This window comes from Allobosea sp. 10N428 (assembly GCF_056394545.1).
Map to the genome: position 1 here is coordinate 441,529 of NZ_JBFTIC010000002.1, position 20,798 is coordinate 462,326.

Consider the following 20,798-nt stretch of genomic DNA (forward strand, 5'->3'; position numbering starts at 1 on the left):
CGCCGAACGCCCGCAAGCTAGACGCCTCCCGAAAGCTTGCGGAGCGCGGCCTCGAGCGAGGCGACATTGTACGGCTTGCGCAGCGTCGCCGCTTCGGCGACCCCGAGGGTCGCGAGATCGTCATAGCCTGTCGCGAAGAGGAAGCGCACGCCGAGCTCGCGCAGGCGATTGCCGATCGGCTCCGAGGTTTCGGAACCGAGATTGACGTCGAGGATCGCCAGATCCGGCACCGTCCGGCTCAGGAACGACAAGGCCTCGGAGACGTTCGCACAGACCTCGACCTGCCTGGCGCCCAGCCTCGCCAGCATGTCCTCGCAATCCATCGCGATGATGAACTGGTCCTCGACCAGCAGCACGCATTTGCCTTCGAGCGGCCGGCCGGGCTTGCCGCGGACAGGCGCAGGAGCATCGACCGGTACGGTCGTGTCCTCGGTCCAGCGGACGAATTTGGCGGGAATGCAGAACTTGGCCGTGATGCCCTCGGGCTCGAAGGTCAAATCGCTGCGACCGCCGAGGTCGAACGGAATGCTGCGATCGATCAGGATGCTGCCGAAGCCCTGACGCGACGGCGGCTTGACCGGCGGCCCACCGCGCTCCTTCCAGACGATCTCGCAATCGCCTCCGGCGCTGGCCGACCAATCGACGGTGAGCTCGCCGGTCTTGACGGAAAGAGCGCCATACTTCGCGGCGTTGGTGATCAATTCATGGATCACGAGAGCGACGACCGAGAAGGCGCGAGCGTCCAGGGAGGCGGCCGGACCGCGAACCGCGATCGTGCCGCCGCTTGTCCGGTAGGGCGAGGCTTCCGCATTGACGAGATCGAGCAGCACCCCTCCCCCGCTCGCTCTCATAGCCTGGTCATGGGCGATGGCGAGCGCTTCAATGCGCCCCTTCAGCGAGGTCACATAGGCTTCGATCGTCGCCCCCTCAGCGAGCGGATGGGCGACGATCGACCTGATCAGGGCGAGGATATTCTTGACCCGGTGGTTGAGCTCCTGATTGAGCATCTTCTGGCGGATCTCGGCCTTGTTCCGCTCGTCGGCGAGAAGCTCGCTCTGTCGCAATACGACTTCGATCAGGGTCCGGCGCGCCGATTCGGCCAGCTCGCGCTCGACCGGCGTCCAGACCTTGGAATGGCCGGCCACCGTCTCCTTCCAGACCGCGAAGCTCTGCCGCGGCGTCAGACGGTCGCCATGGGGGCCGGTCGTGTAGGTCTTGTTGGGGTCGCCGCCCCATTCGATCGTATGGACCAGCTCCCGGCGAAAAAAGAAGAGATAGTCGCGCGGTATCTGGGAGAGCGGAATGGCGAGAATGCCGGCAAAACGATCGGCATGGGCGCGCGCGGCGGGCAGCGCCTCGGCCAGCGCCGTCGTTGCCCAGATGCGCCCTTCGCAGACCTCGCCGGCGAAGGCTGCGAGTTCGTCCGCGAATTCGGCCGGTGGCGCGCTCCCTTCGGCACGCCACTCGCCCTGCACCCAGACACCGACGCCGTCGCTTTCCACCAGATTGCGGAATTCGGCGAGATGCTGGCCGAGGAAGCCCGAGGCGTCGGTCACATGCGCGGCGGACGAGAGCAGGCCATTGAGAAAATCCCGCGCCCGTTCAGCTGCGAGCAGCATCTGCTTCTGTGTGAGCGCACCGAGCTGGAGCGCGAAGAACTCGCCGAAGATCTCCGCCGCTATCCGGCGGTTCATCGAGAGCGAGCGCGGGCGATAATGGTGACAGGCGATCAGTCCCCAGAGCGCGCCGTCGACGATGATCGACACCGACATCGAGGCCGAGACGCCCATGTTCCGCAGGTACTCGCAATGGATCGGCGAGACGCTGCGCAGATGGGCATAGGAGAGGTCGAGCGGTTCCCCGGCCGCATCGAGCACCGGAGTGATCGGGAAGCGTTCGCCGCTCGAATCCGAAACGACGCGGATGGGATTGAGGATATAGAGCTGCCGGGCCTGCTGCGGGATGTCGCTCGCTGGGAAATGCTGGCCGAGGAAGCTCTCCAGGTCCGGTCGCTTCGCCTCGCTGACGACCTTGCCGGAACCATCGTGCGCGAACTGATAGATCATCACCCGGTCGTACTGGAGCACGGCCCTGAGCAGACGCGCCGCATTCTTGATGAGCTGGGCCGGGTTCGTGACATCGGAGAGCCGCCCGACCAATGTCCGCGCGAATTCGAGCGGCGAGCTCGGCCCGGCCGGGACGCTCGCCTCGAACTCGATGATGGCGTTGCCTTTGAAGGAATGGATCGAGATGTCCAGTTCGCGATCCAGCGCGGCCAGGCGATAGCGCGGCATCAGCCCAGCCCGCGACGGCACCCCGGAGCGGGCGAGCGCATTGCGCATCTCGTGCACGACCGGCCCACCGAGGATTTCTTCGAGCTTGCGCCCGACGAGCTCGAACTCCCTGAGGCCGAGGAAGGCGCTCGCATTGGTCGAATGGCGCCTGATCGTCACCACCTCGGCATCGCAAACGATCATGCAGCCATGAGGCTGCACGCTACCGGGAATATGGATCGGCTCGCGATCGCAGTTCGTCAGGTCAACGGTCGTCATGCGGGAGAGAGTTCTTCCGATCTGAAGGCCTGGATGGCGTGCAGGAAGACGGCTCTGGCCGATTGCGCTGCAGCACCCCATCCCTGCCGGTCGAGCCCCTCGAGCGCCGCCAAAAGTTCGCGCCAGCTATCGAGCGAGGCGGCCTGGGCCGAGAGATAGCGTGCGCCAAATTCAGGTCCGAACCCGAGGCCCTCCACTCCCTTCACGAGCACGCGAGCCCCCAGAGCCGAGCCTTCGAGAACATAGGCAGCCCCCAGGAACGCAGCCATGTCATTTGACAGATGGAAAGGTTCGGTCGTCGGCAAGGGGATGGACAGGCCGGCGAGGTCCGCCTTCAGCTCGGGCAGGAGCGTGCGGGGCCACCGGGAGGAAGGCTGCGCGGTGCAGCCTAGCAATGCGGCCTCGACCGGCGCGCGATGGCAAAACGTGCCTTGCAGGAAGCGGGCGTATTCGGCGCGGTTCGAGAATCCTCCGACGATGGCGTCGAGTTCACGATGAAGCTCGTTGGTCTCGTCGCGTAGGAAACGTCTGATCTCAATCATTCCGCGAGCATCCAGAATCGTACCGTATCGATACCGCCATAATGCAAAATCCGCGGATGCGGCGCTGCCTTCAATGCTGATTTGTTTGGCTGCCCCGATCCAGCGATACGCTCATCCGCCAGGTTGGCTTGAATCCAGATTCGGGGCACGCTAAGAACATATAGGGAACAAAAGGAAAGACGATGGCGCAGCTCTCGGTTCTGGAGAAGCTCGAAATCCTCAGCGACGCCGCGAAATATGACGCATCCTGCGCATCGAGCAGCACCACCAAACGGGATTCGCGTGACGGGAAGGGCCTGGGCTCGACCACGGGTTCCGGCATCTGCCACTCCTACGCGCCCGACGGCCGCTGCATCTCGCTGCTCAAGATCCTGCTGACGAATTTCTGCAGCTTCGACTGCGTCTTCTGCATCAACCGTTCGTCGAGCAATGTCCGCCGCGCCCGCTTTTCGGTCGAGGAAGTCGTCGCGCTGACCCTGAATTTCTACCGCCGCAATTATATCGAAGGTCTCTTTCTGTCCTCGGGCATCATCCGCTCGGCCGATTACACGATGGCGGAACTGATCCGCGTTGCCGAAACGCTGCGCCGGCGCCATGCGTTCCGCGGCTATATCCATCTCAAGCTGATCCCCGGCGCGAGCCGCGATCTGATCGAGCGCGCCGGGCTTTTCGCCGACCGGGTGTCGATCAATGTCGAATTGCCGAGCGAGGCGGCTTTGACGCGCTTCGCCCCCGAAAAGCGCGCGGCCGAGATCAAGAGTGCGATGGGCAGCCTTAAGCTGAAGATCGACGAAGCCCGCGAGGAGCGCGACAAGGGTACGAAGGCCCCGGCCTTCTCGCCTGCCGGGCAAAGCACGCAGATGATCGTCGGCGCCGACGGCGCGAGCGACGCCGCCATCCTGAAGCGCAGCGCCTGGCTCTATGGCAGCTTCGGCCTGAAGCGCGTCTATTATTCGGCCTTCAGCCCGATCCCGGACGCCTCGCGCCAATTGCCGCTCCAGCCGCCGCCCCTGATGCGGGAGCACCGGCTCTATCAGGCCGATTGGCTGACGCGATTCTATGGCTTCGAGACCGAAGAAATCCTCGGGCGCAGCGAGATGCTCGATCTCGATATCGACCCGAAGCTTGCCTGGGCGCTGCGCGAACGCGGCCGCTTCCCCGTCGATGTGAACCGGGCCGGCCGCGAAACCTTGCTGCGCGTGCCGGGGCTCGGCGCGCGCAGTGTCGATCGCATCCTGGCCTCGCGCCGTTTCCGCCGACTGCGGCTGGAGGATGTCGCGCGGCTGACGCGTTCGCTCGCGACGGTCCGGCATTTCATCCTGGCGGAGGGCTGGCAACCAAGCAGCGCGCTCGAAGCTCCCAATCTGCGCGCCCGGTTGATGCCGCCGCCGCGGCAGCTGACGCTGTTCCCGTGATCGCGGCCCGGCTGAACGGGCCTGCCGACTTTGCGGGATGGCGCCGCGAGGCGCGCCGGCTGGCGCTTGCCGGCATCCGGCCGGAGGCCGTCGCTTGGCTGACGGGTGAAGACGGTGCCGACTTGTTCGCGACGGAGCGCATCCCGCCGGCCGATGCCGAATCTGCCGCGCTTACCGTACCCCGCCGCTTCATTGAGCTTGCCGAGAGTGTCATCTGCCACCGGGATGCCGGGCGTTTCGCCCTGCTTCACCGCCTGCTGTTATGCCTGCAGCGAGAGCCGCGCCTGCTGGAAGACAGTGTCGATCCCGATGTCGCGCGCGCCGACGCGATGGCCCGTTCGGTTCGTCGTGACCTGCACAAGATGACGGCCTTCGTGCGCTTCCGCGCCGTATCGGGTGCGGGCGAGAACGGACCCTTCATCGCCTGGTTCGAGCCGGAGCACTTCATCCTCGAACGGGCGGCGGCATTCTTCACGGCGCGCTTCGGCACGATGATCTGGTCGATCATGACGCCGCAGGGATCGCTGCATTGGGATGGCACGGTCCTGCAACTCGGCGCAGCCGCCTGCAAAGCCGATGCTCCGGACGGCGATGCCATGGAGACCTACTGGCTCACCTACTACGCCAATATCTTCAACCCGGCCCGCCTCAAGCCGAAGGCGATGAAAAACGAAATGCCTGCAAAATACTGGCGGAACCTACCTGAGGCCGAACTGATTGTGCCTCTGATTGCGAGCGCAACCCGGCGAGCAGAGGATATGGTCATGCGCGCCCCGACGCAGCCACCCGAACGATATGTCAGGCAGCTTCGGCGCCGGCCCGAGCTTTCCCCCGATGAATCGGCCATCACGTCCTGGCAAGAAGCAGCCATGGCGGCGCAACGATGCAGGCGCTGCGATCTTCATTGCAACGCCACGCAGACGGTTTTCGGCGAAGGCCCGCTGGACGCGCCCGTCCTCTTCGTCGGAGAGCAGCCGGGTGACCAGGAGGACCTTGCGGGTCGTCCGTTCGTCGGGCCCGCGGGGCAGTTGTTCGATCGGGCGATGCGCGAGGCTGGCCTTGAGCGCAGCCGCGCCTACGTCACCAATGCGGTGAAGCACTTCAAATTCCAGCTGCGCGGCAAGCGCCGCATTCACGAGAAGCCCAATGTCGGGGAGATCAGCGCTTGCCGCTTCTGGCTCGATCTCGAATTGCAGTTCGTAAAGCCCCCGCTCGTCGTGGCGCTGGGCGCTACGGCTCTGCGATCGCTAACGGGGCATGCCGGCTCGCTGGCGAGCGCCCGGGATCGCGAGATCGCGCTTCAAGACGGCACGCCGCTGCTGGCGACCGTTCATCCGTCCTTTCTTCTCCGCCTGCCGGATGAGGAAGCCCGATCTCGTGAGTATGCGCGCTTCGTTGCCGATCTGGAGCGTGTCGGGCCACGGATACTCCGGCACTAGACTATCTCGATCGGGCTGAGGCGCTTTGCCGGGGCTCGCAGATACCGTACGACCGATCAACCACTCTGCTTTCAGGAAAACGGCCTTGCCCGCCAGCGACGTCAATATCGCCTCGCTCCTCTCCGAGATGTTCGATCAGGCGCCGACCTTCATGGCGCTGCTGCAGGGGCCGGACCATCGCTTTCAGCTGGCGAATCCGAGCTATCTGGAATTGGCGGGTGGTCGCGATCTTATCGGCAAGACCGTCGCCGAAGCGCTTCCCGAAGCGGACGCGCAAGGCTTCGTCCGGATCCTCGACGCGGTTTATCGATCGGGCAAGGCGTATACGGCGTCTGGCGCAAGATTCGTGATTCAGGCTCGGCCTGGCGGCCCGATTTCGGAGCGTTTTCTCGATTTCGTCTATCAGCCGCTCGTCGGTCCGCAGGGCAATGTGACCGGCATTTTCGTGCAGGGAAGCGACACGACGGAGCGAAGCCTGGCCGAGCGCCTTCTGTCCGAGAGCACTGCCCTCTACAAGGGCCTTTTCGACGCGATCGACGAAGGCTTCTGCATCATCGAGTTCTTCGATGGACCGCACGGGCCCGACAGCGACTACATTCATATCGAGGCTAATGCCGCCTATGCCCGGCATGCCGGGATTCCGAATGTCGTCGGTCAGAAGCTGCGCGAGATGGTCGGAGCTGAAGCCGATGCATGGGTGGAGCGCTATGGCGCCGTCCTCCGAACGGGCACGCCCATTCGCTTTCAGCAGGAGCTCGTCGCCACCGGACGCTTCCTGGAGCTGGCAGCGATCCGGATCGAGCCGGCCAGCAAACGACAGGTCGCGGTTCTCTTTCAGGATATTACGGCGCGTCGCCAGGCCGAGCTGGCTTTGGCCAAGCTGAACGAGACGCTCGAACAGATCGTTGCGGAACGCACGCAGAAGCTGATCGCTGCGGAAGAGGCCTTGCGCCACAGCCAGAAAATGGAAGCGATCGGCCAGCTGACCGGCGGGGTGGCGCATGACTTCAACAATCTGCTGCAGGTGATTTCGGGCAACTTGCAGCTCCTGGCCAAGGATGTCGCCGGGGACGAAAAGGCCGAGCGCCGCATCGCCAATGCCATGACGGGCGTTGCCCGCGGTTCGAAGCTCGCTTCGCAATTGCTCGCTTTCGGCCGGCGGCAGCCGCTCGAACCCAAGGTCGTCAATCTCGGGCGTCTCGTTCGCGGCATGGACGACATGCTCAGCCGCACCCTCGGCGAGGGCATCGAGGTGGAGACGGTCGTGGGCGGAGGGCTGTGGAATTCCCTGATCGACCCGACGCAGGTCGAGAACGCGCTGCTCAACCTGGCGATCAACGCCCGCGATGCCATGAACGGTTCGGGGAAGCTGACGATCGACCTTGCCAATGCGCATCTCGATGACAGCTACGCCGCCAGGCACCGCGACGTGGCGGCAGGTCAGTATGTCATGCTCGCCGTGAGCGACACCGGCTCCGGCATGTCGCCCGAGGTGTTGGCGAAAGCCTTCGACCCGTTTTTCTCGACGAAACCGGAGGGAAAAGGCACCGGGCTCGGCCTCTCGATGGTCTATGGCTTCGTCAAGCAGTCTGGCGGCCACGTCAAAATCTATTCGGAACTCGATCACGGAACCACGGTCAGGCTCTACCTGCCCCGATCGTTCCAGAAGGAGGCCGTCGAAACGGCCGTCGACAACAGCCCGATTGCCGGGGGCACCGAGACGGTTCTGGTGGTCGAGGATGACGAGCAGGTTCGCGGCACGGTGATCGAGCTGCTGACCGATCTCGGCTATCGCGTTTTGCGGGCCAGCGACGCGACAAGCGCGCTTCACGTCATCGAAAGCGGCGTCCCCATCGATCTGCTGTTCACCGATGTGGTGATGCCCGGACAATTGAAGAGCCCCGAGCTCGCCAGGCTCGCGCGCGAACGCCTTCCGCATCTCGCCGTGCTGTTCACGTCGGGCTACACGGAGAACTCCATCGTTCATGGCGGCCGTCTGGATGCGGGCGTGGAGCTCCTGTCCAAGCCGTATACGCGGGAAGCATTGGCGCGAAAGATCCGCCTGGTGCTGTCGAGCCAGAAGGCACGTACTCCACAAAAGACGGATCAGGCGCCACGTGAGGGCGGCGGAGCAGAACCTGCCGCACCGAAACCTGCGAGCGTCCTGATCGTCGAGGACGACGCGCTGATCCGCATGAACACCTCCGACATCCTTGAGGATGCTGGCTTCTCGATTCTGGAGGCGAGCAGCGCCGAAGAGGCCCTGTCCATTCTGCAGGATCGTCCGGTCGATGTGCTCGTCACCGATGTGAAGCTGCCCGGCGCGTCGGGCGTCGAACTCGCTCGAGAGGCGAGAGAGCAGATCAGCTCGCTCTGCGTGGTGTTTGCGACAGGCGACATCTCGGAGGTGGGCGCCAATGGCGAAGTGGTCGTGTCCAAGCCCTACAGTCCATCAGCAATCATCAATGCGATCGCACGGGCGCGGGGCACATAGATCTGCGCCGTGATCGGCGCAGCGATCAAATCGCATATGCAAATTCTTGGGCCTGAAGGTCGAGAGGTGGCGAGTCTCGGGCAAGGGCCCTGTCGTCGATGGCGATGCATCGCGATGCGCCACGGCTCGTCGACCACCCGACAATCCTTCCAAAGCGCGTTCTTCCGGAACCTATCCGCAGCGCCAACCGTTTCGCCCTCACTTTCGCTCGCCTGCAGGAGGGGTTCATGGATGGCATTATTTATCTCGTCGGTCTCGTGGTGGTCATCATGGCCATCCTGTCGTTCCTCGGTCTTCGATAGGAATTCGCCATGTCCATGTCTGGAACGGACGTCGTCGTCGCCCCCGTGACCGTCAACAAGGAGAACCGCTCCTATGTGCAGTGGGGGCCGATCATCGGCGGCGCGGTGATCGCGACTGCCATCTCGACCATCATGACGGTCTTCGGCTCGGCGATCGGCCTTTCGATGGTCTCCGCCGATTTCGAGAAGAGCTCCAGTGCCACCGCTCTGGCGGTCGCAGCAGCACTCTGGGCACTCTGGGTCATGGCTTCGGCGACAATGGCCGGCGGCTATCTCGCCGGCCGCATGCGCCAGCCGAGCTTCGACGCCAACGACGACGAGCGCAAGGTGCGCGACGCCACCCATGGCCTGCTCGTCTGGGCGACGGGCGCGCTCCTGATCACCTTCGTCGCGACCTCCTCGCTGTTCGGCGCCGCCAAGACGGCCGCCAGTGGCATCGCCAGCGCAAGCTCGGGCGTGGGATCGCTGGTGTCCCAGAATGTCGATCCGCTCGCGATGGCGCTCGACAACGTCATGCGCGCCAACGGTCAGCAGCAGCCGACGGCCCAGGAGCGCGACGAAGCCTCCCGGATATTCGTCAACGCGCTCAAGAACGGCAAGATCGAGCCGAGCGACCGGGACTATCTGGCATCGCGGCTGGCCGCGCGGTCGGGCATCAGCGAACAGGAGGCGCAAAAGCGCATCGACGATGCCTATACCCGGCTCTCGCAGGCCAAGGAAACGGCCAAGCAGGTGGCGGAGCACGCGCGAAAGATCGCGGTTCTGACCGCGTTCCTGACTGCGGCTGCTCTGTTGGTGGGAGCGGCCGCCGCGGCCTGGGCGGCGACGCTCGGCGGCGAACATCGGGACCAGAACCTGCGTGTCGAACCGACGCCCTGATTGATCGCAGCACGGCCCGGCTCCACTTCGGTGGGCCGGGCACTTTTTCGTGTCACCGAGACGATTGGATCGCGCGGCGGCGCTGGTCCAGCGGCACCCAGCGATATGCGACGATCGAGCCTCCAACCAGCTTGATCCAAATCGCACGCGTCACGGCGGGTGAGTACCGACCCTGGCGTCAGCCTGTCCCGCTCACCACCTAAACACGCCCTCCGGACCCCGAGCGAAACAGAGCCTCGTGCGCGTCCCATCAGGATCGTGGCAACAATCCTGGACCAGGCGCACATCATAAGTCGGCATCGCATCTGACCGCGATCCCGCCGACCGCAGCAGAAACGCTCTTGCAGTCGAGCCTCGAACCCGTTAAACGTTTTACTGTAAAACGTTTAACGGGGCGAGAATGCAAGGTGGACGCGTAACGATCCGGGAGGTGGCAGCCCGCGCTGGCGTGTCCATCGCGACCGTCTCGAACGTCTTTAGCGGCAACAAGCCGGTGAATGCCGATCTGCGCGAGCGCGTGCTGAAAGCCGCGGAAGAACTCGCCTATCAGGTCGACCGGGCAGCATCGCAATTGCGCTCGGGCCAGGCCCGCGTGGTCGGCGTGCTCGTGCCCGATCTCGACGACGTCTTCTTCACTTCGCTGGTCTCGCAGCTTGAAATTCTCGCGCAGAAAGACGGCTACGACATTCTTGTCGCGAGCTCCCGCGACGATCTCGGGCTGGAGCAATCGCGGCTGCGCACCTTGCTGGCCTGGCGCCCCTCGGGACTGATCGCAGTCCCCTGCTCCGATGCGGTTCCGGAAGTGCTGCGCAGCGAAGTCGGCCGGCTGCCGATCGTTTTCGCCGACCGCGTACAGCCAGAGGGATCGGTCGTCGATACCGTGGCGATCGACAACCGCGAGGCGGGCGAGATCGCGGCGCGGCATCTCCTCGCAAAGGGACATCGCGATATTCTCGTCGCCGCCTCCAGCCTCGGCATCTCGCCGATCCGCGAGCGTGTCCGCGGCGCCTGCGACCTGATCGGGAGCGTGCTTGGCCGAGAGCCGACGGTCGTCGAACTCGGCTCGAACGCCGACCGCGGCGCCACGGCTTTCCTGCACTGGCTCGAACGGCATGCGCAACCGAGCGCCGTCATCGCACTCACCAACGTCACCACGTTGAGCACGCTTTCGGCGCTGGCGCGGCTGCGGGTCGACATTCCCGATCCGGTCTCGGTCGTCGGCTTCGACGACTATCCCTGGATGAGCGCGCGCAAGACCGGCCTCACCGCGATCCGCCAGCCGATTGACGAGATCGCCGCAGTCGCCTGGCGGCGCCTGCGTGCACGCATGTCCGGAGACCTGGCGCCCCCCGGGCATTCGGTGTTGCAAGCCAGCCTGCAAATCCGCGACTCCGTGCGCGATCTCACCGCCCTCGCGGCGGCTGGCGGCCACGCCGGCGCTCCCGATCCACTTCCGGACACGGAGAGACCGACCGCCTCCCCAAAGCTGGTGCACTGACCGACATCCACTGCGGACGCCCCCGTCCGAGCCACCGGGCCGACAGAGCCCGGAGCGAAAAAAGTTTTGGAGGAAATGCGTGCAACTACAGAGAACGGCACGGATATTGCCGCTGCTTGCGCCGGTGCATCTGCTCATCCTGAGCGTGATCGTGCTGCCGTCGCTCTATGTCGTCTGGTTGAGCCTGAACACCTCGAGCTTCGGCCAGGCGCCGAGCTTCGTCGGTCTGCAGAACTACTGGCGCGTCCTCACCGATCCCGCCTTCCACAGCGCGTTGTTCAATACGGTCGTCCTCGTCGTCGTGGCCGTACACCTGGAACTCGCTATCGGCCTCGGCATGGCCCTGCTCTTCGCCAGCGGCCTGCCCTTTCGGCGCTTCCTGCTTGTCGCCGTGCTCGCGCCCTATGCCGTCAGCGAGGTCACCGCGGTGGTGATGTGGCGCTTCCTGTTCGATCCCGACGCCGGGCCGGTCACGCTCGCTCTCCGGGCACTTAGCCTGCCGACGCTCGATTGGTCCTTCGAGCCCTCGCACGCGATGATCCTGATCGGCCTGCTGACGATCTGGCTGCACCTGCCCTTCACTTTCGTCATCGTCTATGCGGCGCGCCTCGCCATCCCCGCCGAGCTCTACGAAGCCGCCAGGATCGACGGCGCGACGCGCTGGCAAGCCTTTCGCCGCGTGACGCTGCCGCTGCTCGGCCCTGCCATGCTGATCGCCCTGCTTTTCCGCTACATCTTCGCCTTCCGCCTGTTCTCGGAGGCCTGGCTGCTGACCAAGGGCGGCCCGGCGCGCTCGACCGAGGTGGTCGCGATCTACCTTTATCAGGAGGCCTTCAGCTTCAACGCCTTCGGCTCGGCCGCGGCGACCGCCTGGATCATGGTCGTGATCTCGCTCCTGCTCGCCGGCGCCTACGTCTTCCTGCTCAAGCGCGGAGGCGTGGCTCATGCGCACTGAGCGTCTCCTCATCGGTGGCGGCAAGGCGCTCGCCGTCGCCGCGATCCTGTTCTGGTCGCTGTTCCCGATCCTGTTCATCGCCCTGTCGTCGCTGAAGCCGGGGCAGGACATCTTCGCCGTGCCGCCAAAATGGCTGTTCACGCCGACATTCAAGCACTACGTCGAGCTCTGGCGTTCGTGGGGCGTGTTCTTCGAGGGGCTGCTCAACAGCCTGCTGATCACGGTCGGCGCGACGCTGCTCGCCATCGCCGCCAGCGCCTGCGCCGGCTATGTTTATTCGCGGAATTCCGGCCGCTGGCTCAACGCCAGCATGGGCGGCCTGATCATCGTCAGACTGATCCCGCCGATCGTAGTGACGCTGCCGCTCTTCCCGATCGTGAACTGGCTCGGGCTCAGCGACACTCATCTCGTGTTGATCCTGCTCTACGCGACCTTCTTCGTCTCGCTCGGCACGGTGCTGATGCGCACATTCATGGACCAGATCCCGCGCGAGCTGGACGAGGCGGCTTCCATCGATGGCGCCAGCCGCATGACCATCCTGCGCCAGGTCATCATGCCGCTGGCGATGCCGGGCGTGCTCGCGGTCGCGGTCTTCGTCATCGTGTTCTCGTGGAACGAATTCCTCTTCGCCTTCATCTTCACGGCGACGAAGGCCAAGACCGCCCCGCTCGTGATCTCAGAGATGATCGGCTCCATCGATGGGGTCGACTGGGGGATCCTCTTCGCGGCCGCGACGGTGCAGCTCGTGCCCGTCCTCATCTTCGTCGTCTTCATGAACCGCTACCTCGTGGCCGGACTCACAGCCGGTTCGACGAAGGGATAGCCAACCAAAAAGAGGGAGGAAAAAATGTCGAACAAGCCTGAAACCAAGCTCACACGCCGTGCCTTCGTCGCCAGCACAGCAGGTGCCGCCGCTGCGCTCGCAATCGCCCCGGCATTCGCCGTCGGCAAGACGCTGAACGTGCTCAGCCACAAGGTCCACCAGACCGTGCTCGGCAGCGGCGACGGCGACCTGATGGCGGGCTGGCGCAAGGCCAACGAGGCCGAGACCGCCTTCACGACCTTCGACTCCAATCCTTTGCAGGACCGGCTCTTCCGCGAGGCCAGCCTGAAGGAGACCGAGTACGGTGTCGGCTATCTCATCGACAACCGACCGACCCCGCAGATCGCCGCGCTGTTCGAGCCACTCGACGCCTATCAGAAACAGGACGCCATCGAGGATTTCGGCGACATCGCGCCCGGCCTCGTCCAGGGCATGACGGTCGACGGCAAGCTGATCGGCATCCCCGTCCGCCATGCGACGCAAGGCCTGTTCTACAACGAGGCGCTGCTGGAGGAGGCCGGCATTTCCGCCCCGCCAACGACTTTGGAAGAGCTGATCGAGCAGGGGAAGAAGACGAGTTTCACCTCCAAGGCCGGCACGCCTGTCACCGGCATGGTGCTGGCGAGCGACCTCGCCGTCTTCCCGGTGATGTTCGCCCGCGCCTATGGAGGCGACTTCATCAGCCCCGACCTCAAGCTGGTGCCGAACCGCGAGGCGCTGGAGCAGGGATTGGCGGCACTGCGTGGTATGTTCGAAGCCGGCAGCCTGCCGCGCAGCTATGCCACGACCAAGAACGACGATCAGGTCACATGGCTCCAGCAGGGCCGCGCCGCCTTCACCGTGCTGCCCTTCGCCCGTGGCGCGCAGCTCAACAATGCCGAGCAGAGCAAATTCCCCGGCAAGATCAAGGCCGTCCCCTTCCCCGGCTCCGCCGCGATCCAGGGCAAGATGCCAATGGCTTCCGTGGTCGAGGCCTGGGCGATGTCGATCCCGAAGAACGCCAAGGACAAGGCTCTGGCCTGGAGCTTCATCAGGGAAGTCTCCAGCAAGCGCGTGACGCTCGGCATGGCGCTCAACGGCAACGGCCCTGTGCGGGTCTCGACCTATGCCGACGAGAAGCTGAAGGCCGGCAACGCGCTCGCCGCAATCGAGGCGAAGGTGCTGGCGACGGCGCGCGGCGCCTTCCCGCCCTTCCCGGAAGCGGCCCGCGCCCAGGCGACCTTCCTCGAGGAGGTCCAGCTCGCCGTGCTCGGCCGCAAGCCGGTCAAGGATGCGGTCTCCGCCATCATCGAGCGCGTCAAGCCGATGATGCCGGCCTGATCGATCTTCCGACCTGCGGGGCAAGGCGCCCCGCAGGCGCATCGCATATCGTCGAACTCTGAAGGACATATCGTCATGTCGACCGCATCGCCCCGCTTCATCGAGGAGCCGGCCCGCTCCATCCCCGTCTCGGCCGAGTACGACGTGCTCGTCGTCGGCGGCGGCCCATCTGGAATCACCGCTGCACTGGCGGCGGCCGAGGACGGCCTGCGCGTCGGGCTGATCGAAAGCCGCAGCTTCGTCGGCGGCAACATGACGATCGGCCTGCCGGTGCTCGGTTTCCTCGGCCAGAAGGGCAACCAGATCATCGATGGGCTGCCGCAGAAATTCATCGAGCGCCTGCGCCGGAAGCGTCAGGGCGCCAGCGAGCACAGGCCCTGCCCGCTCCATATGGGCATCACGCTGGTCGAGCCCGAGGCGGTGAAGACCGTCGCGCTGGAAATGCTGACGGAAGCCGGCGTCGATGTCCTCTTCTACACCTTCTTCGCCGGGGCGCTGGTCGAGAACGACACGATCCGCGGCGTCATCGCTGAGAGCAAGAGCGGCCGTACCGCGATCCTCGCCAAGGTCGTGATCGACTGCAGCGGCGACGCCGACGTTGCCTACAGCGCCGGGGTGCCGACCGAGAAGGGCAATGCTGAAGGCGGCATGCAGCCGCCGACGCTGATGTTCTGCCTCGCCGGGGTCGACACCGATGCGCTCAGGCTCTCGATCGCCAATGCGCCACCAGCAGCGCGCACCTATCTCACCGATTTCATCCCGGCGGAATATTTCGGCCAGAACCACCAGTTCATCGTCGTCGGCATGCGCGAGCTGATGGCCAAGGCCAAGGCCGAGCGCGGCCTGAAGATCCCGAACGAGCGCACGATCATCATCACCGGCCTGAAGAAGGGCGAGGTCTGGATAAACATGACCCGCGTCAAGGGCACTGATGGCACCGACGCCCGCAGCTTGACCAAGGGCGAGATCGAGGGCCGCGCCCAGATCGACGACATCGTCACCTATCTCGTGAACTACGTGCCGGGCTTCGAGAAGGCCTATTTCACCAAGACGGCGCCCTTCCTCGGCATTCGCGAAACGCGCCGCATCCTCGGCCAATACGTGATGACGCAGGAGGATGTGCTCGCCTGCACGCATTTCGACGACGCCATCGCGGTCGCCAGCTACCCGATCGACATCCACCGCCCATCCGATGACGGCTGCACGCTGATCTGGTGCGGCGACTGCTACGACATTCCCTATCGCTCGCTGGTGCCGCAGAAGATCGGCAACCTGCTGGTGGCGGGGCGCAGCATCTCGGCGACGCATGAGGCGATGGGCGCGATCCGCGTCATGGCGACCTGCATGGCGATGGGCGAGGCCGCCGGCCGCGCCGCCAAGATTTCGGTGCGCGGCAACCGGCCGCCGGCCGATATCGATGTCGGGGAACTGCGCCGCCAGCAGCTCGAGCGCGGGGTCTATCTGCGCAATCCCGACGGCACCCGCGCCGGGCCCCCGAACTGCGCCGCCGCCTGACATGACCGGGCATTTCATCGGCATCGATGTTGGCACCGGCAGTGCCCGGGCCGGCATCTTCGACCGGGACGGGCGCATGGTCGCGACGGCCAAGCGCGACATTGCGCTCTACCGGGACGGGCCTGATATCGCCGAGCAGTCGAGCGCGGATATCTGGCAGGCCGTCTGCGCCAGTGTGCGCGAGGCTATGGGCCAAACCGGGCTTAGTCCCAACGCGATCGCCGGCATCGGCTTCGATGCGACCTGCTCGCTGGTCGTGCTGGGGCCGGGCGGCAAGCCCCTCCCCGTCGGGCCGCATGGCGACGCGAGCCGCGACATCATCGTCTGGATGGACCACCGCGCCATCGAGCAGGCCGAGCGCATCAACACGACCAAGCATCCGGTCCTCGCCTACGTCGGCGGCACGATCTCGCCGGAGATGGAGACGCCGAAGCTGCTCTGGCTCAAGGAGAACCTGCCGGCGACCTATGATGCGGCCTGGCAGTTCTTCGACCTCGCCGATTTCCTGACCTGGCGCGCGAGCGGCTCGCTCTCGCGCTCGACCTGTACCGTGACCTGCAAATGGACCTATCTCGCCCATGAGGAGCGATGGGATGCCGGCTATTTCCGCCAGATCGGCCTCAGTGACCTCCCGGATGATGAATTCAAGCGGATCGGCACCGAGATCGTTCCGGGCGGCACGGCACTCGGCAACGGGCTCACCGAACATGCCGCCGCCGAACTCGGCCTGAACGCCGGCACTGCCGTCGCGACCGGTTTGATCGACGCCCATGCCGGTGGTGTCGGTTCGGTCGGTGTGCGCTCGCCGCATGGTACGGCGCTGACGCGCATGGCCTATGTCTTCGGCACTTCTGCCTGCACCATGGCCAGCAGCCGCGAGCCGATCTTCATCCCCGGCATCTGGGGGCCGTATTTCTCGGCGATGGCGCCGGGCCTTTGGCTGAGCGAGGGTGGCCAATCCGGCGCAGGCGCCGCCATCGAGCAGCTCATCGACTTCCATCCCGCGACGCCCGAGGCACGGCACTGGGCCGAGATGCAGGGCGTCTCGCTCCCCGATTGGCTCGCCGCCCGCGTCGCGCAGCATGTCGCCAATCCCTCGGAGGCCGCACGTCTCGCCCAGGGCATCGTCGTCGTGCCGGATTTCCTCGGCAACCGCTCGCCCCATGCCGATCCCCATGCGCGAGCGCTGATCGCCGGGCTCGGCATGGAGCACGACCTCGATCATCTCGCCGCCCTCTATATCGCCGGGCTCTCCGGCATCGGCTACGGCCTGCGCCAGATCGTCGAGGCCAGCCGGGCCAAGGGCGCCGTCGTCGAGGCCATCGTGCTCAGCGGCGGCGCCGGCCGCCAACCCCTGATCCGGCAGCTCCTGGCTGATTGCGCCGGGCTGCCGGTGCTGGTGCCTGATGATGTCGACCCCGTCCTGCTCGGCTCGGCCATGCTTGCCGCAACCGCTGCCGGGGTGTTTCCCGACCTGGCTATGGCCATGACCGGAATGGCGCGCGCCGCCACCGTCTTCATGCCGGCCCGCGGTGAGATCGCACGGATTCACGATCGACGCTTCACTGCATTCGAAACGCTGCAAGGGGCCGCGCGCCAGGCTCGCGAGCTCATCTCGCCCGCCCGGACTCAAGCCTTATCGGAGACCCCGTCGTGACCCAGGAACTGACCGGACAAGTCGCCGCAATCACCGGCGCAGCCTCGGGAATCGGCCTTGCCTGCGCGAAACGGCTGCTCGCCGCCGGTGCCCGCGTCGTCCTCGTCGATCGCGACAGCAAGGCTCTCGCGCAGGTTTGCGAGCCCCTCGGCTCGGCGGCGATCCCGCTCGTCGTCGACCTCAGCGATCCCGCCTCCGTCGCCAGCATGCTGCCTGGTATCCTCGACAAGGCCGGCCCGCTCGACATCTTCCATGCCAATGCCGGCGCCTATGTCGGCGGCCCCGTCAGCGAGGGCGATCCCGATGCCTGGGACCGCATGCTGAACCTCAACGTCAATGCGGTCTTCCGCAGCATCCATGCCGTGCTGCCGCACATGATCGCGCGCAAGACCGGCGACATCCTCGTCACCAGCTCGGTGGCAGGGGTCGTGCCGGTGGTGTGGGAGCCGGTCTATACGGCCTCGAAACATGCGGTGCAGGCCTTCGTCCACACCCTACGCCGCCAGGTCATCCCGCACGGCCTGCGCGTCGGCGCGGTGCTGCCTGGCCCGGTGGTGACGGCGCTGATCGCTGACTGGCCACAGGAAAAGCTCGACGCCGAGCGCGCTCGCGGCGGGTTGATCGAAGCCGAGGAGGTGGCCGAAGCCGTGCATTTCATGCTGACGCGGCCGCGCAACGTCACGATCCGCGACCTCGTCATTCTTCCCCAGAGCACTGATCTCTAAGGGAATGCCAAGATCTGCGCGCTCCACCCCCTCGGGGCCGCGCAGCGCAGGACGCGTCGAACAAGCGCGCCACCGGCCAGCAACTCGCCAGTATCAGGCTCACTGATACTGGACGACTTCGCGCGCAGCAGCCCGGACCGCGTCCAAAGTCCGCTCGACGATCTCGTCGTCGTGCTCCGACGACACGAACCAGGCACCGCGCTCCAGCACGCGCACGCCGCGCTTGAGCAGCGCATGAGCGAAGCGGCCATAGGCCGCCTTGTCGGAGCGTGCGACGTCCCGGTAGTTCCGCGCCGGGGCATCCAGCCCGAAAGCGACGTGGAACACCAGTGGGAAGCCAGCGACCTGCGCTTTGATGCCCTCTTCCGCCAGGATCGTGCGGATGCCATCCTGCAGGCGCTGGCCATGGGCGGAGCTGCGCTCGTAGTGCTCGGGCGTCAGCGCCTGCTGTGTCGCGACCATCGCCGCCATGGCGATCGGCTGTGCGTTGAAGGTGCCACCGTGGAGCACGCCATCGGCGAAGAGGTCGAGCAGGTCGGCACGGCCCGCGACGGCCGCAACCGGGAAGCCGTTGGCGATCGCCTTCGCCATGATGGTGAGGTCCGGCGTCACGCCGAAACGCTCCTGCGCCCCGCCCCGGCCCAGCCGGAACCCCGTGATCACCTCGTCGAAGATCAGGATAGCGCCATGCTTGCGGCAGGCTGAAAGCGCGCCCTCCAGATAACCCGGCGCCGGCGCGATGGCGCCCTGGTTGCACATCGCCGGCTCCATCAACACCGCCGCGACATCGCCCTTGGCGAGCCGCTTTTCCAGCGCGGCGAGGTCGTTCCAGCCCAGGATCGAGAGCCCCTCGCCCGCTTCCGGGTCCTGCCCCCTGCTGCCGATCACCGGCGTTGGTGCCTCTTCCGGCCCGGCTGCATTCAGCCCCGGCGCGGTCGACCACAGGATGTTGTCGAACCAGCCATGATAATGCCCCTCGAATTTGACGATGATGCGCTTGCCCGTGGCAGCGCGCGCCAGCCGGATCGCTGCCTGCGCCACTTCCGAGCCAGACGAGCCGAAGCGCAGCCGCTCGGCCGACGGAATGCGCTCGCAGATCAGCTTCGCGGCCTCATATTCGATCGGCGCCTGCCCTGCGAACAGGATGCCCTTCTCCGCCTGCCGCTGGGCCGCCTCGATCACCGGCTTCGGCGAGTGGCCGAGCACGGTCGCGCCCATGCCGCAGTAGTAGTCGATGATCCGGTTGCCGTCGGAGTCGATGAGATAGGGGCCCTCGCCGCGCTCGAAGACGAGCGGCCCGGGCGCCATACCCAAGCGGAAATTGCTGTTCACACCGCCCGCGATGAAACGCGCATTCTCGGCGATCTGCCGGGCCGATTCCTCGAAGCGCAGCGTTCCCCCCTGCCGGGTGCCATCGTCTGCCACGTGCGTCGCCTCCGCTGTCATGGCCTCGACCTCACCAGACCGGCTTTACCGTGTAAAGGAACGGTGGTTTCGCCTTGCGGAATTCACTTGCAGCCGCTATGCGGCCTTGTCCTCCCGGGAACACAGCCGCCATGACCAAGAAAGCCGACAATCCCTACGTCGTGCAGCCGGTGATGAAGGCGCTGAAGGTGCTGGAGCTGGTTGCCCGTCACGGCTATGAGATGGCGCTCACCGCCGTCAGCAAGGAGCTGCGGATTCCGAAGACGACGACCTTCCGCTATCTGCAGACGTTGACGGCAGCCGGCTTCCTCGACCACAACCGCGCGACCGACCGCTACAATCTCGGCCCGCAGCTGCGCGCCATCGCCCGCGCCGATGCCAGCGTCAGCAAGGTCCGCGAACTCGCCCGGCCCGCCATGATCGAGCTGATGCACGAGTTCAACGAGACTGTGAACCTCGCCGTGAAGGGCAACGGCACGATCGTCTATATCGACCTGATCGAGGCCAATCGCTCGCTCAGGATGCAGGCGCGCATCGGCGACAGCCACCCGATGCACTCGACCGCGCTCGGCAAGGCGATCCTCGCCTTCCTGCCGGAGGGTGAGCGGCAGCGCCAGCTCGACCTGCCGCTGACCGAGCGCACTGGCCGCACGCTGCTGGCGCGCGAGGAGATCGAGCGCCAGTTGAGGCAGGTCGCGCGCAGCGGCTACGCCACCGAAATGGGCGAGAACGAGGATGGTGCGATGTGCGTTGGCGTGCCGATCCTTGACGAGGAGGGCTATCCGGTCGCGGCGTTGTCGATCTCGGCGCCGCTGATGCGCATGCCGCATTCTCTGGCGGCCAAGGCCGGCATGCGGCTGCGCGAGGTTGCAGCCGGCATCTCGGCCCAGCTTGGCTCTCCCCCCAAGGCCGGGGCACGCTGAGACCGCGCTTATCGGTATTCGATGCGCGGATCGATCCAGGCTTAGAGCATGTCGACCCGAAGGTTGATCAGCATATAGGCGACGAGCGCGCGGATCGAGCGGAAGAACCCGATGATCCGGGTCGCGAATGTCGTCGGCAGCTATTTCCCCGAAGCCCGATGACAAGGCCGACAAGGGCAGTTTCACAGTCGCGACGCCCGGCCCCTGCACCAGCAAGATCGCGGAGTGTCCTACGCGCCTTTGCGCAAGCCGGTCTTTCCGATCCACGCTGGCGAGCTGTCTCGATGATAGGGCTGCCAGTTGCGCCACGTAGAAGCGCAGCGGCGAACGGCCT

General features: G+C 65.6%; 15 protein-coding genes and 2 pseudogenes. 14 read left to right on the top strand and 3 right to left on the bottom strand.

Annotation, left to right across the window (positions count from 1 at the left end; genetic code table 11):
* Positions 1–17 precede the first annotated feature (17 nt).
* A complete protein-coding gene (locus AC1DDA_RS08505; protein ID WP_476795427.1) occupies positions 18–2,552 on the bottom strand; it encodes an HWE histidine kinase domain-containing protein in 2,535 nt (844 codons plus the stop codon).
* Positions 2,549–3,094, bottom strand: a complete 546-nt coding sequence (locus AC1DDA_RS08510; protein ID WP_476795428.1) for a biliverdin-producing heme oxygenase — start codon at positions 3,092–3,094, stop codon at positions 2,549–2,551. Before AC1DDA_RS08510 ends, AC1DDA_RS08505 begins: the two co-directional genes overlap by 4 nt.
* 182 nt (positions 3,095–3,276) lie before the next feature.
* Between AC1DDA_RS08510 and AC1DDA_RS08515 the strand changes: the two genes are divergently transcribed.
* The 13 genes and pseudogenes from AC1DDA_RS08515 to AC1DDA_RS08575 all read left to right on the top strand — a co-directional run bounded on the left by AC1DDA_RS08515 (position 3,277) and on the right by AC1DDA_RS08575 (position 18,116).
* Entirely contained in the window at positions 3,277–4,509 is a 1,233-nt protein-coding gene (locus tag AC1DDA_RS08515; protein ID WP_476795429.1) for a putative DNA modification/repair radical SAM protein, read from the top strand.
* Entirely contained in the window at positions 4,506–5,948 is a 1,443-nt protein-coding gene (locus tag AC1DDA_RS08520) for a UdgX family uracil-DNA binding protein (protein WP_476795430.1), read from the top strand. Before AC1DDA_RS08515 ends, AC1DDA_RS08520 begins: the two co-directional genes overlap by 4 nt.
* A gap of 151 nt (positions 5,949–6,099) precedes the next feature.
* Positions 6,100–6,363, top strand: a pseudogene (locus AC1DDA_RS08525) (PAS domain-containing protein); the annotation flags it as partial.
* Between the two features lie 186 nt (positions 6,364–6,549).
* Positions 6,550–8,442, top strand: a pseudogene (locus AC1DDA_RS08530) (response regulator); the annotation flags it as partial.
* A 98-nt stretch (positions 8,443–8,540) separates the two neighbouring features.
* Positions 8,541–8,744: a hypothetical protein gene (locus tag AC1DDA_RS08535; protein WP_476795431.1), complete on the top strand. Its 204-nt coding sequence runs from the start codon at positions 8,541–8,543 to the stop codon at positions 8,742–8,744.
* A gap of 9 nt (positions 8,745–8,753) precedes the next feature.
* Positions 8,754–9,623: a hypothetical protein gene (locus AC1DDA_RS08540; RefSeq protein ID WP_476795432.1), complete on the top strand. Its 870-nt coding sequence runs from the start codon at positions 8,754–8,756 to the stop codon at positions 9,621–9,623.
* Positions 9,624–10,053: 430 nt separating this feature from the next.
* Positions 10,054–11,121 carry a LacI family DNA-binding transcriptional regulator gene (locus AC1DDA_RS08545; protein ID WP_476795433.1) on the top strand — a complete coding sequence of 356 codons (1,068 nt, stop codon included), beginning with the start codon at positions 10,054–10,056 and terminating at the stop codon, positions 11,119–11,121.
* Positions 11,122–11,200: 79 nt separating this feature from the next.
* The gene (locus AC1DDA_RS08550; RefSeq protein WP_476795434.1) at positions 11,201–12,076 is read left to right on the top strand and encodes a carbohydrate ABC transporter permease; all 876 of its coding nucleotides are present in this window, start codon (positions 11,201–11,203) and stop codon (positions 12,074–12,076) included.
* The gene (locus AC1DDA_RS08555; RefSeq protein ID WP_476795435.1) at positions 12,066–12,899 is read left to right on the top strand and encodes a carbohydrate ABC transporter permease; all 834 of its coding nucleotides are present in this window, start codon (positions 12,066–12,068) and stop codon (positions 12,897–12,899) included. The genes AC1DDA_RS08550 and AC1DDA_RS08555 overlap by 11 nt, the downstream gene beginning before the upstream one ends.
* A gap of 24 nt (positions 12,900–12,923) precedes the next feature.
* Complete coding sequence (locus AC1DDA_RS08560; RefSeq protein WP_476795436.1) at positions 12,924–14,219, top strand: ABC transporter substrate-binding protein; 1,296 nt, start codon at positions 12,924–12,926, stop codon at positions 14,217–14,219.
* Positions 14,220–14,294: 75 nt separating this feature from the next.
* A complete protein-coding gene (locus tag AC1DDA_RS08565; RefSeq protein WP_476795437.1) occupies positions 14,295–15,734 on the top strand; it encodes an FAD-dependent oxidoreductase in 1,440 nt (479 codons plus the stop codon).
* Position 15,735: 1 nt separating this feature from the next.
* Complete coding sequence (locus AC1DDA_RS08570; RefSeq protein WP_476795438.1) at positions 15,736–17,391, top strand: FGGY-family carbohydrate kinase; 1,656 nt, start codon at positions 15,736–15,738, stop codon at positions 17,389–17,391.
* Positions 17,388–18,116: an SDR family oxidoreductase gene (locus AC1DDA_RS08575; RefSeq protein WP_476795439.1), complete on the top strand. Its 729-nt coding sequence runs from the start codon at positions 17,388–17,390 to the stop codon at positions 18,114–18,116. The genes AC1DDA_RS08570 and AC1DDA_RS08575 overlap by 4 nt, the downstream gene beginning before the upstream one ends.
* 99 nt (positions 18,117–18,215) lie before the next feature.
* On the opposite strand, the gene AC1DDA_RS08580 is transcribed toward AC1DDA_RS08575, so the two are convergent.
* The gene (locus tag AC1DDA_RS08580) at positions 18,216–19,541 is read right to left on the bottom strand and encodes an aspartate aminotransferase family protein (protein WP_476795440.1); all 1,326 of its coding nucleotides are present in this window, start codon (positions 19,539–19,541) and stop codon (positions 18,216–18,218) included.
* A gap of 131 nt (positions 19,542–19,672) precedes the next feature.
* Between AC1DDA_RS08580 and AC1DDA_RS08585 the strand changes: the two genes are divergently transcribed.
* Positions 19,673–20,464, top strand: coding sequence for an IclR family transcriptional regulator (locus AC1DDA_RS08585; RefSeq protein WP_476795441.1), 792 nt, complete (start codon positions 19,673–19,675; stop codon positions 20,462–20,464).
* Positions 20,465–20,798 lie beyond the last annotated feature (334 nt).

What these genes read in the sequence shown, in the direction of transcription:
- AC1DDA_RS08505 (WP_476795427.1), bottom strand. Translation starts at nt 2,552, where the DNA reads ATGACGACCGTTGACCTGACGAACTGCGATCGCGAGCCGATCCATATT.
- AC1DDA_RS08510 (WP_476795428.1), bottom strand. Translation starts at nt 3,094, where the DNA reads ATGATTGAGATCAGACGTTTCCTACGCGACGAGACCAACGAGCTTCAT.
- AC1DDA_RS08515 (WP_476795429.1), top strand. Translation starts at nt 3,277, where the DNA reads ATGGCGCAGCTCTCGGTTCTGGAGAAGCTCGAAATCCTCAGCGACGCC.
- AC1DDA_RS08535 (WP_476795431.1), top strand. Translation starts at nt 8,541, where the DNA reads ATGGCGATGCATCGCGATGCGCCACGGCTCGTCGACCACCCGACAATC.
- AC1DDA_RS08540 (WP_476795432.1), top strand. Translation starts at nt 8,754, where the DNA reads ATGTCCATGTCTGGAACGGACGTCGTCGTCGCCCCCGTGACCGTCAAC.
- AC1DDA_RS08555 (WP_476795435.1), top strand. Translation starts at nt 12,066, where the DNA reads ATGCGCACTGAGCGTCTCCTCATCGGTGGCGGCAAGGCGCTCGCCGTC.
- AC1DDA_RS08560 (WP_476795436.1), top strand. Translation starts at nt 12,924, where the DNA reads ATGTCGAACAAGCCTGAAACCAAGCTCACACGCCGTGCCTTCGTCGCC.
- AC1DDA_RS08565 (WP_476795437.1), top strand. Translation starts at nt 14,295, where the DNA reads ATGTCGACCGCATCGCCCCGCTTCATCGAGGAGCCGGCCCGCTCCATC.
- AC1DDA_RS08570 (WP_476795438.1), top strand. Translation starts at nt 15,736, where the DNA reads ATGACCGGGCATTTCATCGGCATCGATGTTGGCACCGGCAGTGCCCGG.
- AC1DDA_RS08585 (WP_476795441.1), top strand. Translation starts at nt 19,673, where the DNA reads ATGACCAAGAAAGCCGACAATCCCTACGTCGTGCAGCCGGTGATGAAG.